General features: G+C 71.7%; 16 protein-coding genes. 3 read left to right on the top strand and 13 right to left on the bottom strand.

From position 1 onward, the window contains the following. Positions 1-12: 12 nt before the first annotated feature. Positions 13-1,242 carry a DNA glycosylase AlkZ-like family protein gene (locus CLT71_RS32155; protein ID WP_101370409.1) on the bottom strand — a complete coding sequence of 410 codons (1,230 nt, stop codon included), beginning with the start codon at positions 1,240-1,242 and terminating at the stop codon, positions 13-15. Positions 1,243-1,322: 80 nt separating this feature from the next. Here CLT71_RS32155 and CLT71_RS32150 point away from each other — a divergent pair, with 80 nt between their 5' ends. Further along, positions 1,323-1,898, top strand: coding sequence for a GNAT family N-acetyltransferase (locus CLT71_RS32150; protein ID WP_101370408.1), 576 nt, complete (start codon positions 1,323-1,325; stop codon positions 1,896-1,898). Here CLT71_RS32150 and CLT71_RS32145 read toward each other — a convergent pair. Continuing rightward, positions 1,806-3,077 carry a glycosyltransferase 87 family protein gene (locus CLT71_RS32145; protein ID WP_101370407.1) on the bottom strand — a complete coding sequence of 424 codons (1,272 nt, stop codon included), beginning with the start codon at positions 3,075-3,077 and terminating at the stop codon, positions 1,806-1,808. The two genes, CLT71_RS32150 and CLT71_RS32145, sit on opposite strands and share 93 nt — an antisense overlap. Positions 3,078-3,112: 35 nt before the next feature. On the opposite strand from CLT71_RS32145, the gene CLT71_RS32140 reads away from it, so the two are divergent. Continuing rightward, positions 3,113-3,688, top strand: coding sequence for a GNAT family N-acetyltransferase (locus CLT71_RS32140; RefSeq protein ID WP_101370406.1), 576 nt, complete (start codon positions 3,113-3,115; stop codon positions 3,686-3,688). A gap of 172 nt (positions 3,689-3,860) precedes the next feature. On the opposite strand, the gene CLT71_RS32135 is transcribed toward CLT71_RS32140, so the two are convergent. The 11 genes from CLT71_RS32135 to truB all read right to left on the bottom strand — a co-directional run bounded on the left by CLT71_RS32135 (position 3,861) and on the right by truB (position 14,873). After that, positions 3,861-4,343 carry an SRPBCC family protein gene (locus tag CLT71_RS32135; protein ID WP_101370405.1) on the bottom strand — a complete coding sequence of 161 codons (483 nt, stop codon included), beginning with the start codon at positions 4,341-4,343 and terminating at the stop codon, positions 3,861-3,863. After that, complete coding sequence (locus CLT71_RS32130) at positions 4,340-4,663, bottom strand: metalloregulator ArsR/SmtB family transcription factor (RefSeq protein ID WP_199187787.1); 324 nt, start codon at positions 4,661-4,663, stop codon at positions 4,340-4,342. The genes CLT71_RS32135 and CLT71_RS32130 overlap by 4 nt, the downstream gene beginning before the upstream one ends. A 69-nt stretch (positions 4,664-4,732) precedes the next feature. Beyond that, a complete protein-coding gene (dapB, locus tag CLT71_RS32125) occupies positions 4,733-5,524 on the bottom strand; it encodes a 4-hydroxy-tetrahydrodipicolinate reductase (protein ID WP_486483572.1) in 792 nt (263 codons plus the stop codon). Positions 5,525-5,625: 101 nt separating this feature from the next. Continuing rightward, on the bottom strand, positions 5,626-5,784 hold the full coding sequence (locus tag CLT71_RS37200) for a hypothetical protein (protein WP_158242346.1): 159 nt from the start codon (positions 5,782-5,784) through the stop codon (positions 5,626-5,628). Positions 5,785-5,792: 8 nt separating this feature from the next. Beyond that, positions 5,793-6,371: a hypothetical protein gene (locus CLT71_RS32115; RefSeq protein ID WP_143743694.1), complete on the bottom strand. Its 579-nt coding sequence runs from the start codon at positions 6,369-6,371 to the stop codon at positions 5,793-5,795. Positions 6,372-6,462: 91 nt separating this feature from the next. Then, positions 6,463-8,046 carry a serine/threonine-protein kinase gene (locus tag CLT71_RS32110; protein WP_199187786.1) on the bottom strand — a complete coding sequence of 528 codons (1,584 nt, stop codon included), beginning with the start codon at positions 8,044-8,046 and terminating at the stop codon, positions 6,463-6,465. Positions 8,047-8,186: 140 nt separating this feature from the next. Next, complete coding sequence (locus tag CLT71_RS32105; protein ID WP_101371970.1) at positions 8,187-9,482, bottom strand: M16 family metallopeptidase; 1,296 nt, start codon at positions 9,480-9,482, stop codon at positions 8,187-8,189. A gap of 235 nt (positions 9,483-9,717) precedes the next feature. After that, a complete protein-coding gene (locus tag CLT71_RS32100; protein ID WP_101370400.1) occupies positions 9,718-12,105 on the bottom strand; it encodes a polyribonucleotide nucleotidyltransferase in 2,388 nt (795 codons plus the stop codon). 312 nt (positions 12,106-12,417) lie between these two features. Continuing rightward, on the bottom strand, positions 12,418-12,687 hold the full coding sequence (rpsO, locus tag CLT71_RS32095) for a 30S ribosomal protein S15 (RefSeq protein ID WP_101370399.1): 270 nt from the start codon (positions 12,685-12,687) through the stop codon (positions 12,418-12,420). A gap of 260 nt (positions 12,688-12,947) precedes the next feature. Further along, a complete protein-coding gene (locus CLT71_RS32090; protein ID WP_101370398.1) occupies positions 12,948-13,892 on the bottom strand; it encodes a bifunctional riboflavin kinase/FAD synthetase in 945 nt (314 codons plus the stop codon). Positions 13,893-13,928: 36 nt separating this feature from the next. Continuing rightward, positions 13,929-14,873, bottom strand: coding sequence for a tRNA pseudouridine(55) synthase TruB (gene truB, locus CLT71_RS32085; protein WP_486483571.1), 945 nt, complete (start codon positions 14,871-14,873; stop codon positions 13,929-13,931). Positions 14,874-15,025: 152 nt separating this feature from the next. On the opposite strand from truB, the gene CLT71_RS32080 reads away from it, so the two are divergent. Further along, on the top strand, positions 15,026-15,607 hold the full coding sequence (locus tag CLT71_RS32080; protein WP_101370396.1) for a Uma2 family endonuclease: 582 nt from the start codon (positions 15,026-15,028) through the stop codon (positions 15,605-15,607). Positions 15,608-15,732: the final 125 nt, after the last annotated feature.

Below are 15,732 nucleotides of genomic sequence, written 5' to 3'. Positions count from 1 at the left end.
GGGCGGCCCGTCTCACCGTACCGCGAGCATGCCGGCGAGGGCGGCGCGCAACGGCCCGGCGAGGTCTCCCCCGGCGGGGGCCGCCACCGAGGTGAGGCCGAGCCAGCCGGCCAGCCGGTGCAGCTCGGCGGCGAGCGCCCCGGCGGTCTCCACCGGGTCGGTGCCGGGCTCAGCCCAGGCCGCCGGCACCAGCAGCATGCCGGTCTTGCGGTCGGCCTTCAGATCGACCCGGGCGACGAACCGGTCGCCGAGCAGGAACGGCAGCACGTAGTAGCCGTGCACCCGCTGCGGCGCGGGGACGTAGATCTCGATCCGGTAGCTGAACCCGAATAGCCGTTCGGTGCGGGACCGTTCCCAGATCAGCGGGTCGAAGGGGCTGACCAGGGTGCTGGCCCGGATCCACCGGGGCAGCCGGGCGTCCCGGTGCAGATAGGCGGGCAGTCGCCAGCCCTGCACGGTGACCGGCCGCAACTCGCCCGCCTCGACCAGCTCGGCGAGGGCGGTGCGGGCGCCCGCGACCGGCAGCCGGAAATAGTCCCGCAGCTCCGGCTCGGCCGCCACCCCGAGCGCCCGGGCGGCGATCCCGACCAGCCTGCGGTGCGCCTCGGCCGGCTCCGGGGTCGGCGCGGCCAGCACCTCCGCCGGCAGCACCCGTTCGGGTACGTCGTAGACCCGGGCGAAGGAGCTGTTCCGGGAGGCGGCGGTCAGCTCGCCGGCCCAGAACAGGTACTCGCAGGCCCGCTTGACGGCCGACCAGTTCCAGCCCCAGTTGCCGGTCTCCCGGGGCGCGTCGTGCTCGATCTCGGCGGCCGTCATCGGGCCACCGGCCCGCACCTCGTCGAGGACCCGGGCGACCAGTGCCGGCTGCTCGACGGCGATCCGGCGCATCCCGCCCCAGGCGTCGGTGTGCGCGGCGGCCATCCGCCAGCGCAGCGCCGGTTGCAGGTCGACCCGGACCAGCGAGGCCTCGTGCCCCCAGTATTCGAAGAGGTCCCGGGGACGCCGGTAGGCGGACCGGTCGAGCAGCTCGACCGGATAGGGCCCGAGGCGGCTGTAGAGCGGCAGGTAGTGCGCCCGTTGCAGGACGTTCACCGAGTCCATCTGGAGCAGCCCGAGCCGGTCGAGGACCCTGCGCAGGTGGCGACGGGCCGGCACGGCAGCGGGCGCCGGATCGGCGAAGCCCTGGGCGGCCAACGCGATCCGCCGGGCCTGGGACACTGACAACGATTCGGGTACGGCCATCGCCCCGGACCTTAGCCGACCGGTCCGACACGACACGTCGGGCCTGGACCTGACCAGCAAAACGGGATAAAACAGTCCTGATGCTAGTCGTCAGTCCCGAGTGCCCCGACGATGCCCTGGCCATCGCCGAGGTGCACGTCAGCGGCTGGCAGGCGGGTTACGCCGAGATCATGCCGGCCGAGGTGCTGGCCCGACTGAACGTCGCCGCCTGGGCGCAGCGCCGCCGCGACCTCGGCACCGCCGAACCCGACCACCCGTTCCGGACCCTGGTCGCCCGGGCCGACGACGAGACGGTGCTCGGCTTCACCACCATCGGGCCGTACCGGACGGACCAGGATCCGGAGCGCCTCGATCACCGGTACGCCGAGATTCTCGGCCTCTACGTCCGGCCCGGGCACTGGGGCGCCGGAATCGGCCGGCGGCTCCTGGCCGCCGCCGTCGCCGAGTTGAGCGCACTCGGCTGGACCGAACTGCGGCTCTGGGTACTCGCCGACAACCGGCGGGCCCGCCGGTTCTACGAACGGGCCGGGTTAGTCGCGGATGGTGAGCGGTCGACCTACGAACTACAACGGTCGGGGGGACGGTCGCCGCTTGGGCTGGCCGAGCTCCGTTACGCCGCCCGACTCGGCGAGCTGGCTGGGACCCCGGATCGGTAGCGCGAAGAGCAGCGCGACACTGATCCAGACATAGAAGTTGCTACCCAGGAAGCCGAGCAGGCCGTCGAAGCGGCGTTCCCAGATCCAGACCAGCCGACTGATCAGCACCAGGTACGCGAAGACCGCGAACCGCAGCAGCCAACGCCGCCGCCCGCTGCCGGCCGGGGCGGCGTACGCGTTGTCGACAAGCAGGATCAGCGCCGGGATCAACCAGACCAGGTGGTGCACCCAGGTGACCGGACTGACCAGGCTCTGCACCACGCCGGTCAGGGCCAGCCCGGTCGCCTCGTCCCCCACCGCCGCCGCGCTGCGGGACCGCCAGATCCAGACCCCCACCGTCGCCGCGACAAGCACCAACCAGAGCAGCGTGTTCGGATGGTCCGGGTCGAGCCGGGCGACCACGCCCTGCCACGACTGGTTGGAGATGAACGACAGCGACCCGACCCGGTCGGTGTCCCAGAGCGCCGTGGTCCAGAACTCCCGGGACGCGTCCGGGGCCACCCCGGCGGCGAAGAGGGTGACCGCCGCCGCCGTGCCGCTGGCCACCAGTGCCGCCCGCCAGCGCCCGGTGACCAGCAGATAGACGATGAAGATGCCAGGGGTCAGCTTGATCGCGGTGGCCAGCCCGATCCCCACCCCGGCGAACCGGCGGTAGCGCTGCGGCAGCCGGCGCCCGAACGGGGTCACCGGGGCGACCAGCCAGAGCAGGTCGGCGCCGACCAGGAAGAGCATCAGCATGTTGACCTGGCCGAAGTTGACCGTCTCGCGCATCGGCTCGAAGGCCGCCGCCAGGCAGAGCGCCACGGCCAGGGTGAACCACCGGGTCCACCCCGTCCGGCGGGCGATCGGGTCGACGAGCCACCAGATCAGCAACGCGCTGGCCAGCACGGTCAGGGTGACGCTGATCACCATCGCCGCCGGCCAGCTCAGGTACGCCAGCGGCAGCATCGTCAGGGCCGCGAACGGCGGATAGGTGAAGCCGTACTTGCTGTCCGGCTTGAGCCAGTCGTAGATCTCGCCGTCGGCGCGTACCCAGTGGTGCAGCGCCCCGTAGTAGACCCGCAGATCGAAGAAACCGTGCCGGGCCGCCGCCACCGAGAGGAATCCGGCGACCAGCACCGCCAGCGCGATCACGAACAGCACCTGGTACCGGGTACGCCAACCGGCACCCTGCGCCATTACCGCCCCCCTTGCCCTGCGTAGGCTTGCCACTCATGGCTCTCGGGTACGTCCGCCCGGCGCGTCCGTCAGACGCCGGCGAGATCGCACGCATCCAACTCGCGACCTGGCGGGTCGCCTACCGGAGGATGCTGCCCAAGCACGTGCTCGACAACCTGGACGAGGAGTGGCTCGGTCGCCGGTGGAGTGCGGCGGTCGAGGCACCACCCTCCGAACGGCACCGCGTCCTGGTCGCCGTCGAGCAGGCCGAACAATCGTATCTGGTCGGATTTGCCGCATCCGGCCCCCCCGACGAGCAGGCGCTCGCCCCGGAGGAACCGGCCGAGGCGCTCGGTACCGGTGTCGTCGCGGTGACCGACCTGCTGGTCGAGCCGAGGTGGGGCCGGCGCGGGCACGGCAGCCGGCTGCTCGCCGCCAGCGTCGACCTGTGGCGTGGCGACGGCTTCGACACGGCGGTGGCCTGGGCCTTCGAGGGCGACGCCGCGACCCGGAAGTTCCTCGGCACCGCCGGCTGGGAGCCGGACGGGGCGGCGCGGGCGCTGGACGTCGACGACCTGCTCGTCCCGCAGCTCCGGCTGCACGTCTCGCTCGCCGCCGAGCCGACCGACTGAAGCCGGCCCGAACCGCCCCGTCGCCCGGTAGCGGCCCTGTTGCCGCACCATGCCGGTCGTCCGGCGGCCCGACAGCGGTGTGGGTGCTCCCCGGGCCGCCGGACGGGTGGCGATGGTGCCGGTCAGACCTCCGTGCTGGTAGGCCTCCGTGCCGGTCAGACGTGCGCGCCGGTCAGGCCTCCGTGCCGAACAGGCCGGAGTAGCGGTTCAGGTAGAGCGGCCATCCCCCGTCGCCTGCGACGCCGTCTCGGACGGCTTCCCAGCCGGGGCCGTGCCGGTCGAGGTGGCGGTGCTCCAGTTCCACCCGCGTGCGCTGCGGGGTCTCGGCGATGAACCGGACCTCGACCTCGCTGGTGTTGTCGGGCTCGGTCTCGACCCGCCACTGCGGGCTGATGTCCCAACTGAACACCACCCGGACCGGTGGGTCGTAGACGAGCACCCGCGCCCAGCGGCACTCGGTGCCGTCGACACCGCGATCGTAGATGTGTCCGCCGACCTTCGGCTCGAACACGGTCTCGGCGATCGCCACTCCGAGCAGGTTGTGCTCCCTCGGTTTGAAGTCTCCGAAGCGCTCGGTGAACACGGTGAACGACCGCTCCAGCGACGCGTTCACGACGACCTGCCGGCGTACCACCACCTCGGGCCCCTGGGTCATGAGTTCTCCTCGGTCGGTTGTTCGACGATGTCCTGGTAGCCCTCCAGTGCGCGGTTCCAGAACGTGTCCAATTGATCCCGCAGCGCGGCGACGCCCGCGGGGTTGAGCCGGTAGACCCGGCGGGTGCCGGCCGTGCGGTCGGTCACCAGTCCGGCGTCCTTGAGCACCTTCAGGTGCTGCGACACGGCGGGCCGGCTGATCGGCAGCTCCTGGGCGAGTTCGCCGACCGCCCTCGGCCGCTCCGCCAGGCAGGCGACGATGGCGCGTCGGGTGGGATCGCCCAACGCGTCCCAGCCGTCAGCGGTTTGGTAAGTAGCCACGAACGGTAAGCTAGCACTTACCGTTAACCGGATCAAGGCTCCCCGGCAACCCGGAGTCCCGACCGGAGATCAGTCCAGCAGCGCGTCGATGCCGACGGTAAGCCCCGGGCGGTGCGGCATCGCCCGCACGGCCAGCAGCACGCCGGGCATGAACGACGCCCGGTCGTACGAGTCGTGCCGGATCGTCAGCGTCTCGCCAGCGGTACCGAACAGCACCTCCTGGTGCGCGACCAGCCCGGTGGCCCGGACCGCGTGCACGCGTACCCCGTCGACGTCGGCACCGCGCGCGCCCGGCAGCTCGTCTTTGGTGGCGTCCGGCACGGCGCCGAGACCCGCCTCGGCCCGGGCCTGTGCGATCAGCCGCGCGGTGTGCGTGGCGGTGCCGCTGGGCGCGTCGAGCTTCTTCGGATGGTGCTGCTCGATGATCTCCACCGACTCGAAGTAGCGGGCCGCCCGCGCCGCGAACTGCATCATCAGCACCGCGCCGATGCCGAAGTTCGGCGCGATCAGCACGCCCACCCCGGGCCTGTCGGCCAACCAGCCACGCACCTGGTCGAGCCGCTGCCCGGTGAAGCCGCTGGTGCCGACGACGGCGTGGATGCCCTGCTCGACGCACCACCGCAGGTTGTCCATCACCACGCCGGGGTTGGTGAAGTCGACCACCACCTCGGCACCCGCGTCGGAGGCGGTGGAGAGCCTGTCGTCCTCGTCGACCGTCGCCACCAGTTCGAGGCCGTCGGCGGCCTCCACCGCCCGGCACACCTCCAGGCCCATCCGGCCGCGGGCGCCGAGTACGCCGACCCGCAGCGGCCCGGTCGACGCGTTCTTCCCTGGTTCACGCTCGTCGCTCACGGGCCACAACCTATCCCAACGCGGGCAACCGCAGGTGGCCACCGCCAGACCACCCGGTCGGCCGGCGACCCGCCCCAGCCCGATCCGGCATCCCCGTCAGATCTCCGGCGTCAGGCATCCCCCGCCGCGCCGGGCGGACCTCCGGCCCGGCCCAGGAAACGCAGACCTCGACGCAGATAGGTACGCGGGTTGGTGTCGAGGTGGCGGGCCCAATCGGGCGCGGTCTCGCCGCGCAGCCAGGCGTACCGGGCGAGCGCGTAGCCGTACATCGGCTCGGTCAGGTATCCCAGCCGGCCGCCGACCAACCGGTGTGCCGCCCGGCGAACTCCAGAGCGGCGTTGGCGGTGAAAATCCCGAACCCGAGATAGACCGTGAGCAGGTCGGTGAGGGGTTCCTGATCCCGCCGCTGCGGATCGACCCGCCCCTCGCCGAGCAGCCGTTCGTGGGCCAGCTCGTGTGCGACCGTGGCGACCAGGGCCAACGGCCGGCTACCGAGCGACTCCTCCAGCGAGACGACCGCCCTGCCCGCCACCACCCGATAATGCCCGGCCGCCCCGGACCAGCTGGCATACCCGCCAACCAGTTCCGGCAACTCCCGCCCACCCGCCCGATCGGCATGCAGCTCAACCCGGATCCGGTCGGGGTCCATGGAGAGGTGGTCGCAGAGCCGGTGCACGACCTGGAGCATGTCCTCCTCGGAACCGGAGTATCCGCCCGGAAAGAAGTCGTCGGTGGGAAGCACCACCGGCGAGCGCAGCCAGGAGTCGCCGAACTCGCGGACGAACCACGCCAGGTTCTCCTCGATCCACCGCTGCTCTTCCGGCACGACCGGGCAGCGAGGCGTGAACCAACCCATCGAGCCACCTCCCTACCGGCATGGTAGAGAGACCATGCTCAGCGGGGCGCTCCGCACAGGTGCGATCCCGACCTCCTGCGCGGATCCCGGGTCAGAGTGCGCCGCGGTCGACCAGGCTGAAGGTCGAGCTCGGGGTGGCGTCGCCGACCTGCTCGACGATCATCGTCTTGCGGGAGGTGCTCCACTGCACGAAGCCGTGTGTGTCGTTGTAGATGTAGTAGGTCGGCCGGTTCTTTTCGTCCTTGGCGCCGGTGCGATCGAGCGAGAAGATCGTCGCCTGCGTCGGCTGGCACGCGGCGGCGACAAGTACCGACGGCCCCTCCAACAAGATCTTCACCCCGAGGCAGGTCTCCTGGTCGTCGGCGCGACCGTCGCTCCGCAGCGACCTGATCAGATAGTCCACCCCCATCGGCACCAGGACGAACTGCGACTTCGCCCCGGTGCCGTCGGACGCCTCGACCTGGAAGTCGTGCAGGTCAAGCGCCAGATCGCGGTCGATCTCCGCGATGTGGATCAGCGTGCGCCGGGTCCCCTGGAGGATCGCGGTGTCCGGGTCCGAGGCCACCGGGGTGGTCGTCCGGGCGTTCGTCGGGCTCGGGCCGGTCGGCGCGGACGGCGCCGGAGAACCGCCGGCCTGCTGGCCGCTGGGGCCGAGCGCGTTGAGCGTGGCGACTCCCGCACCGAGCAGCACGACGAGGGTCACGACGGCGGCCCCGACGGCCAGGAGACGGCTCCGGCGCCTGTTCTCGGGCTGGGGCGCGCCCTGCGCCGCCACGGGACCACCGGTCGCCACCTGGCCACTGTCCCGGGCGGTCAGCGCCGCCGGGGTGATCACGGCGGTGGTTCCGGCCGGCGGGGTGTTGCCGTCGAGCAGCGCGTCGAGCAGCGCACGCGCCGTGGGGCGCTCGTCGGGATCCTTGACCAGGGCCCGCTCCACGAGCTCACGGAGCCGCCCGGTCAGTCCGGAGAGGTCGGGCGGCTGGGTCAGGATGCGCATCGCGGTGCCCGGCGCGGAGTCGGCGGCGAACGGCGTACGCCCGGTTGCCGCGTACGCCATCACCACGCCCCAGGCGAAGATGTCGGCAGCCGAGGTCACCTGCCGACCGTTGCCCGGCTCGAAGCGCTCCGGTGCCATGTAGCCGACAGTGCCGACGATCTGGTCGGTACGGGTGTGCTGGCTCGTCGCGTCGAAGGCGCGGGCGATACCGAAGTCGATCACCTTGATGCCGCCCATCGCGAACAACACGTTGGCCGGCTTGAGATCGCGGTGGATCACCCCGGCTCCGTGGATGGCGGTGAGCGCGGTGGCGATGCCGACGGCCACCCCGTGCAGCGCGGACGGGGACAGTGGCCCCTGCTCCCGGACGACGGTGGCGAGGCTGGGGCCGTCGACGTACTCGACGACGAGGTAGGGCGGATCGTGGTCCGGGTCGGCGTCGAGCACCTCGGCGGTGGAGAACGGCGGCACCTGGCGCGCTCGGTTGACCTCGCTGCGGAACCGGCCACGGAACTCGGCGTCGTACGACAACTCGGGCCGGACCATCTTGATGGCCACCTTGCGCCCGTCCTGGTCCCGTCCGAGATAGACGGTGCCCATGCCGCCCTCGCCCAGGCGCCCCAGCAGCTCGTACCTGCCGAGCCGGGTCCGCTCCCCCGGCAGCAGCGGCATGCTCATGTCGGTCTCTTCCCCCTCGCCGCGACCCCGCCTACGGTCGTCAGACCCTAGCCGGACGACGTCGGCGAGACGAACCCGAGGCTCGTTCGATATCAGCCGGCCCGCGGCACTCGTCGCCGAACGCCCGCACCCCGGGATTCCTACCGCAGCTCGATGGAGAAGTCGTCGGCGTTGAACGGCCCCACCACGGCCAGCGACATCGGTCGGGCCAGCAGGTCGGCCGCGAGCGCGTTCACCTCGTCCACTGTGACCGCGTCGACCCGGGCCAGCAGCTCGTCGACCGGCAGCAGGTCGCCGAAGAGCAGCTCGCCCTTTGCCAGCCGGCTCATCCGGGACCCGGTGTCCTCCAGGTTGAGCACGTAGGAGCCCTTCGCCATGCCCTTCCCCCGGGCCAGCTCGGCCTCGGTCACCCCGTGCGCGGCGACCTCGGCCAACTCGGCCCGGACCAGCTCCAGCACCTCGTCGACCTTGCCCGGTGCACAGCCGGCGTAGACGGCGAAGAGGCCGGTGTCGGCGTACTGGCTGGAGTAGGAGTAGACCGAGTAGGCCAGGCCACGCCGTTCGCGGATCTCCTGGAAGAGCCGGCTGGACATGCCGCCGCCCAGCACGTTGTTGAGTACCCCGAGCGCGAACCGCCGGTCGTCGAGCCGGCCGATGCCGGGACAGCCGAGTACCACGTGCGCCTGCTCGGTCTCCTTGTGCTCGACGACGCTGCCCGGCCGGCTGGTGCGTACCCGGGTCCCGGCCGGGCGCAGCGGTGCCGGCTCCGCCGGCTCACCGTCGAGTACCGTGCCGTCCAGCGCCTGCCGGACCCGCCTGACCACCTCGGCGTGTTCGAGGTTGCCGGCGGCGGCGATCACGATCGACGGCGCGGTGTAGCGACGGCGGTAGAAGCTCTGGATCTGCCGGCGCGACATCGGGGAGATGGTCTCCTCGGTGCCGGAGATCAGCCGGCCCAGCGGATGGTCGCCGTAGATCGCCCTGGCCAGCAGGTCGTGCACCTCGTCGCCGGGCTCGTCGTCGTGCATGGCGATCTCTTCGAGGATCACCCCGCGCTCGGTCTCCACGTCGGCGGCGGCCAGCACCGAGTCGGCGATCAGGTCGCACATCACGTCGATGGCCAGCGGCAGGTCCTGGTCGAGCACCCGGGCGTAGTAGCAGGTGTACTCCTTGGTGGTGAACGCGTTCGTCTCGCCGCCCACCGCCTCGATCGCCGCCGAGATGTCCAGCGCGCTGCGCTTGCGGGTGCCCTTGAAGAGCAGGTGTTCCAGGAAGTGCGAGACCCCGGACTGGGTCGCCGTCTCGTCCCGGGAGCCGACCGCCACCCAGATGCCGAACGAGACGCTGCGCATCGTCGGGATCGCCTCGGTGAGCACCCGCAGCCCGCTGGGCAGCACGGTACGGCGTACGGTGCCGCCGAGCGGGTCGCTGTCCATCACCCGGGTCACCGCCCTGGCCGCCGCAGCGGCGCCACCACCGATGCCATCGGCGCCCGACACTCGTTTCGCCCGACTCAAGGGACCTGGCTCCTACCTGTAGGCCGACCGAACGGCAGACGTCGCAGCGGACTGTGCGGCACGCGTACCCCGGATGGGTGCGATGGTGCCACACGCGCCGCGCCGGCCTCTGCCACCCGGTCAGGTGCGGCGGAGGCCAGCGCGGCGCGATCGATCAGCTGTGCCGGTTGCGCCGGCGGCGCGGCTCGCCGCCACCGCCCTCGCCGCCACCTTCGCCACCCTCGCGGTCGCCCCGGCTCGGGCCACGGTCGCCCCGGTCCCGGTCGCCGCGGTCGCGCGGGCCACGGTCGCCCCGGTCCCGGCCGGCCGGACGCTCGCCACCGGCCGGCTCGGCCGGCGCCTCCTCGCCCTCGGGCCGCACCTTGTCCAGGTAGATCTTGCCCCGGGCGTCGATGTCGGCGATGGACACCTCGACCTTGTCGCCGACGTTGAGGAAGTCCTCGACCCGCTCGACCCGCTTGCCGTCGCCCACCTTGGAGATGTGCAGCAGGCCGTCCCGGCCGGGCAGCAGCGAGACGAACGCCCCGAACGCGGCGGTCTTGACCACCGTGCCGAGGAACTTGTCGCCGATCTTCGGCAGCGTCGGGTTCGCGATCGCGTTGATCCGCTCGACCGCGGCCTCGGCCGACGGGCCGTTCGTCGCGCCGACGTAGATGGTGCCGTCGTCCTCGATCGAGATCTCGGCGCCGGTCTCGTCCTGGATGGCGTTGATGGTCTGGCCCTTCGGCCCGATCACCATGCCGATCTTGTCGACCGGGATCTTCACAGTGGTCACCCGGGGCGCGTAGTCCGACATCGTGGCCGGACCCTCGATCGCCTCCTGCATCACGCCGAGGATGACCTGCCGCGCCTCGTACGCCTGCTGCAGCGCCGCCGCCAGCACGTCGGACGGGATGCCGTCGAGCTTGGTGTCGAGCTGGAGGGCGGTGACGAACTCCCTGGTGCCGGCGACCTTGAAGTCCATGTCGCCGAAGGCGTCCTCGGCACCGAGGATGTCGGTAAGCGTCACGTACTGCGTCTTGCCGTCGACCTCGTCGGAGATCAGGCCCATCGCGATGCCGGCGACCGGCGCCTTCAGCGGCACACCGGCGCTGAGCAGGGCCAGCGTGGAGGCGCAGACCGAACCCATCGAGGTGGAGCCGTTCGAGCCGAGCGCCTCGGAAACCTGGCGGATCGCGTACGGGAACTCCTCGCGGCTGGGCAGCACCGGGATCAGTGCCCGCTCGGCCAGCGCGCCGTGCCCGATCTCGCGCCGCTTCGGCGCACCGACCCGGCCGGTCTCACCGGTCGAGTACGGCGGGAAGTTGTAGTTGTGCATGTAGCGCTTGTGCTTCTCCGGGGAGAGGGTGTCCAGCGCCTGCTCCATCCGGAGCATGTTCAGGGTGGTGACGCCGAGGATCTGCGTCTCGCCACGCTCGAAGAGCGCCGAGCCGTGCACCCGGGGCAGCACCGCGATCTCGGCGGTCAGCGGTCGGATGTCGCGCGGCCCGCGACCGTCCATCCGGACCTGCTCGCGGAGCACCCGGGCGCGTACCTCGGACTTGTTCAGCGAGCGGAACGCCGCGCTGAGTTCCTTTTCCCGGCCCTCGAAGTCACCGGCGAGCTGCTCGACGACCCGCTCCTTGATCCGGTCCAGGGCCTCTTCGCGGTCCGCCTTGCCGGCGATCTTCAGCGCCTCGGAGACCTCGGCACGCGCCGCCCCGGCGACCGCCTCGTAGACGTCGTCGGTGTAGTCGAGGAAGACCGGGAACTCGGCAACCGGCTTGGCCGCCACCTCGGCGATCTCGCTCTGCGCCCGGCACAGCTCCCGGATGGCCGGCTTGGCGGCCTCCAGGCCACTCGCCACGACCTCCTCGGTCGGTGCCGGAGCGCCACCGGCGACAAGCGCCACGGTGTGCTCGGTCGCCTCCGCCTCGACCATCATGATCGCGACGTCGCCGTCCGGCAGCGCGCGACCGGCGACCACCATGTCGAAGGTGGCCCGGGCCAGCTCCTCGATGGTCGGGAAGGCGACCCACTGGCCGTCGACGTGCGCCATCCGGGTCGCCCCGACCGGGCCGGAGAACGGCAGGCCGGAGAGCTGGGTGGAGAGCGACGCGGCGTTGATCGCCACCACGTCGTACGGGTGCTGCGGGTCGAGCGCGAGCACGGTCTCGACGACCTGCACCTCGTTGCGCAGGCCCTTGACGAAGGAGGGGCGCAGCGGCCGGTCGATCAGCCGGCAGGTGAGGATGGCGTCCTCGCTGGGCCGACCCTCACGCCGGAAGAACGAGCCGGGGATCCGGCCCGCCGCGTACATCCGCTCCTCGACGTCGACGGTGAGCGGGAAGAAGTCGAACTGCTCCTTGGGCTGCTTGCTCGCGGTGGTCGCAGAGAGGACCACGGTCTCGCCGAGCTGGGCGAGGACGGAACCGGCGGCCTGCCGGGCGAGCCGCCCGGTGGAGAAGGTGATCTCACGGGTGCCGAAGGACCCGTTGTCGATCACGGCGGTGCGGTGCTGGGTACCCAGCGTGCTGCTGTTGGGGTTGGACGTTTCGGTCATAGTGCGGTAGCACTCCTTCGATCGGGGGCCCGCGACTGCCCTCCGTGCCGGTATCCCACCGGTACGAGACCGTGGCCAGAGGAGCTGCTCAGACAACCGGTCTTCGATCGAAGCGCCCGGGGCGCCGGATGTGCCGGCCGGCCCGGGGGCCACTACCGAGGACCGGTGCGTCGACCGGCTCCCCAACGGGTGGTCGCGCTGGCCCCTGGTTACGGGTGTGGCGAGATGGGCGGGTGGAGCGGCTGCCCGGCGATGCCGTCGGCGACCTGGTGTCGCCGGATTGCCGCCGGGGCGGCCGCTCCCCCGCTCAGCTCAGCGCCGCAGACCGAGTCGCTCGATGAGCGACCGGTAGCGGCTGATGTCCTTCTTCTGCATGTAGTTGAGCAGCCGTCGACGGCGACCCACCAGCAGCAGCAGACCACGACGGCTGTGGTGGTCGTGCTTGTGCACCTTGAGGTGCTCGGTGAGGTCGGCGATCCGCTTGGTCAGCACCGCCACCTGCACCTCGGGCGAACCGGTGTCGCCCTCGGCGGTCGCGTACTCCTGGCGGATCTTGGCCTTGCTTTCCTGGTCGAGCGCCATGTCTCCCTGTTCCTGAATTGTCGTGTCCGCCCTCGCCCGGTCGGTGGACCGGGTCGGGGCGACCTCGCACCCGCGGCGTCGTGCAGGCACGCGAGGCCACGCCGGTAACCCGACGTCCCCGTCAGGCTACCAGCCTGCACCGGTACGGCCGAGTCAAGGGCACGCCCGAGCTGGTCGGATCGTTCCGCTTGGGCGGGTTTTGGCTGCCCAGCACGGGTCTGATCGCGCCCGGAGTGCCGCAACCGACGGTGGAGTGGTTGTCAGCTGAGCAGCCGGCGGGTCTGCTCGACGTCGGCCTCGATCTGCGCGACAAGCGGCTCGATGCCGTCGTAGCTGCGCGTCTCCCGCAGGTACGCCACGAAGTCCAGGGCGAGCCGCTCCCCGTAGAGATCACCCGAGAAGTCCAGCACGTACGCCTCGACCCGACGCTCCCGGCCGGAGAACGTCGGGTTCGTACCGATCGACACGGCGGCGGGAAGCCGCTCGTCGCCCTGACCGGCCCGACCGCCCCGGCGGATCAGCCAGGCCGCGTAGATCCCGTCCGCCGGCACCGCCGCGTAGCGGTGGCAGAGCAGGTTGGCGGTCGGAAAGCCGATCTCCCGCCCCCGCTGGTCGCCCCGGACCACCACACCCTCCAGCCGGTGCGGCCGGCCCAGGGCCGCCGCCGCCGCGCTCACGTCACCGGCGGCGACACAGGCCCGGATGTAGGTGGACGAGAAGACCGTGTCGGCGTCGGCGACCAGCGGCGCCCCCTCCACCCCGAAACCGAAGGTGCGCCCGAGCCGCTCCAGCAGCGCCACGTCACCGGCCGCCCGGTGGCCGAACCGGAAGTTCTCCCCCACCACCACGAGCGCGGCGTGCAACTGCTCGACCAGTACGTCGTGCACGAACGCCTCCGGCGAGAGCCGGGAGAAGTCGGGGGTGAACGGCACCACGCAGAGTACGTCCACCCCGAGCGCCTCGATCAACTCCGCCTTGCGGGCCGGCTCGGTCAGTACCGCCGGATGCGAACCGGCCCGGACCACCTCGGCCGGGTGCGGGTCGAAGGTGACCACCACCGACTGCACGCCCATGTCCCGGGCGCGTTTCACCGCGTGCCCGATGATCGCCTGGTGCCCCTGGTGTATCCCGTCGAAGACCCCGATGGTGACCACCGACCGACCCCAGCCGACCGGCGCCCCGTGGTACCCCCGCCACCGCTGCATCCCTGATCCCTTCACCTTCCCGGCCCGACCACTCGCTCAGGCCGGGGCGAGCACGATCTCCGCCCGGGCCCGGCCGTCCCGGTCGCTGACGATAGCGATCAGGCCACCCGCCGGATCGAAGACCGCGTACGGCCCGGTGATGCCGGCCGGGTCGAGCGGACCACCGTGCGAGAGCACCTTCGCCTCGTCGGAGCTGGCCTGGCGCTGCGGGAAGAACCGCCGGGCCGCCGCCTCGACGCTCAGGTTCACCACGTCCGGGGCGCGTTCCTCCAGCTCGGGCAGGGTTGCCGCCTCGGCCAGCGTGAAGCCACCCACGGCGGTACGCCGCAGTGCGGTGAGGTGCCCGCCGACCCCGAGCGCGGCGCCGAGGTCCCGGGCGAGTGCCCGGATGTACGTCCCGGACGAGCAGTCCACCGCCACGTCCACGTCGAGCACGGCCAGTCCCTCGTCGCCGACGACCGTCCCCGCCCCGACAGCGCTCGCCGGCAGGTCGAGTCGGCGGATGGCCAGCAGATCGAGTCGGGAGACGGTTACCCGGCGCGCGGCGAGGGCGACGGTCTCGCCGTCGCGTACCCGCTTGTAGGCCCGCTGCCCGTCGATCTTGATCGCGCTGACCGCGCTCGGTACCTGGTCGATCTCACCGGTCAGCGCGGCGAGCCCGGCGCGGACGGCGTCGTCGGTGACCTGCCCGGCCGGGGTGGCCGCGACCACCTCGCCCTCGGCGTCGTCGGTCACCGTCGACTGGCCGAGCCGGATCGTCGCGGTGTAGCTCTTGCCGGCCCCGATCACGTACGTCAGCAGCCGGGTCGCCCTGCCGACCCCGATCACCAGCACTCCGGTGGCCATCGGGTCCAGCGTGCCGCCGTGCCCGACCCGGCGCGTCCGGGCCAGCCGGCGGATCCGGGCAACCACGTCGTGCGAGGTCATACCGCCGGGCTTGTCCACCACGATCAGACCGTCGGCGCCTGCGGAAGCATTCACGGGCAACCAGCCTGCCAGATACCGCCACCGCCAGCCGCTCCGCCCACGCCGGTCCGGCCCCGGCCAGGGGCTGCCGCGCGCAGCACCACGCCGGAAAGGCACTCTTCGTTATGCTGAGCGTCACGGGCACGTCGACCGCAGGGGGTGAGGCGATGAGTGCCGAGCCGGTGTACGAACGGTTCCGCCCGCCGCCCGGTGGCTTCACCGCCGATGATCTCGACCGGATTCCCGGCCTCCCCCCGCACACCGAGCTCATCGACGGGAGCCTCGTCTTCGTGAGCCCGCAGAAGCTCTTCCACATGAAGGTGCTCCGGCTGCTGGAGCAGTCGCTGGCCCTCGCCGCGCCCGCGGACCGGTTCCGGGTCCGGCGGGAGATGTCGGTGGTGCTCGGCCCGCAGCAGCGCCCCGAGCCGGACCTGATCGTGGTGCACGCCGACGCCGATGTCGACAACGACCAGACCTGGTATCCGGCGGACGCGGTGGTGCTCGCGGTGGAAGTGGTCTCGCCCGACTCCGTGCTGCGCGACCGGGAACGCAAGCCGCAGATCTATGCCCAGGCCGGCATCCCGCACTTCTGGCGGGTCGAGGAGACCTCCGGGCAACCCACAGTCTACGTCCACGCCCTGGGTGCGTCGTCCCGCGCCTACCGGCCGACCGGTATCTTCCACGGCCGGCTGAAGCTCTCCGAGCCCTTCGATCTGGACATCGACCTCACCGGAATCGACCGGCTCTGACGTCCGGCAGTTCCGGCGGGGTTGACCTGCCCGGCGGGTCACCCGCACGGGACCAGGCCCACGGCGCCGATCGCGGCGGGCAGGGGCCGCGATGACGAGCGGACGGGGCAGGTCAACCCGTACAC

Source organism: Plantactinospora sp. CNZ320, from assembly GCF_002846275.1.
This window is presented reverse-complemented; position numbering and strand designations above follow the sequence as displayed.

What these genes read in the sequence shown, in the direction of transcription:
- rpsO (WP_101370399.1), bottom strand. Translation starts at nt 12,687, where the DNA reads ATGGCGCTCGACCAGGAAAGCAAGGCCAAGATCCGCCAGGAGTACGCG.
- CLT71_RS32105 (WP_101371970.1), bottom strand. Translation starts at nt 9,482, where the DNA reads ATGGACAGCGACCCGCTCGGCGGCACCGTACGCCGTACCGTGCTGCCC.
- CLT71_RS32080 (WP_101370396.1), top strand. Translation starts at nt 15,026, where the DNA reads ATGAGTGCCGAGCCGGTGTACGAACGGTTCCGCCCGCCGCCCGGTGGC.
- CLT71_RS32140 (WP_101370406.1), top strand. Translation starts at nt 3,113, where the DNA reads ATGGCTCTCGGGTACGTCCGCCCGGCGCGTCCGTCAGACGCCGGCGAG.
- CLT71_RS37200 (WP_158242346.1), bottom strand. Translation starts at nt 5,784, where the DNA reads ATGTACGGCTACGCGCTCGCCCGGTACGCCTGGCTGCGCGGCGAGACC.
- CLT71_RS32150 (WP_101370408.1), top strand. Translation starts at nt 1,323, where the DNA reads ATGCTAGTCGTCAGTCCCGAGTGCCCCGACGATGCCCTGGCCATCGCC.
- CLT71_RS32110 (WP_199187786.1), bottom strand. Translation starts at nt 8,046, where the DNA reads ATGAGCATGCCGCTGCTGCCGGGGGAGCGGACCCGGCTCGGCAGGTAC.
- CLT71_RS32115 (WP_143743694.1), bottom strand. Translation starts at nt 6,371, where the DNA reads ATGGGTTGGTTCACGCCTCGCTGCCCGGTCGTGCCGGAAGAGCAGCGG.
- CLT71_RS32145 (WP_101370407.1), bottom strand. Translation starts at nt 3,077, where the DNA reads ATGGCGCAGGGTGCCGGTTGGCGTACCCGGTACCAGGTGCTGTTCGTG.
- CLT71_RS32100 (WP_101370400.1), bottom strand. Translation starts at nt 12,105, where the DNA reads ATGACCGAAACGTCCAACCCCAACAGCAGCACGCTGGGTACCCAGCAC.
- CLT71_RS32090 (WP_101370398.1), bottom strand. Translation starts at nt 13,892, where the DNA reads ATGCAGCGGTGGCGGGGGTACCACGGGGCGCCGGTCGGCTGGGGTCGG.
- CLT71_RS32135 (WP_101370405.1), bottom strand. Translation starts at nt 4,343, where the DNA reads ATGACCCAGGGGCCCGAGGTGGTGGTACGCCGGCAGGTCGTCGTGAAC.
- CLT71_RS32155 (WP_101370409.1), bottom strand. Translation starts at nt 1,242, where the DNA reads ATGGCCGTACCCGAATCGTTGTCAGTGTCCCAGGCCCGGCGGATCGCG.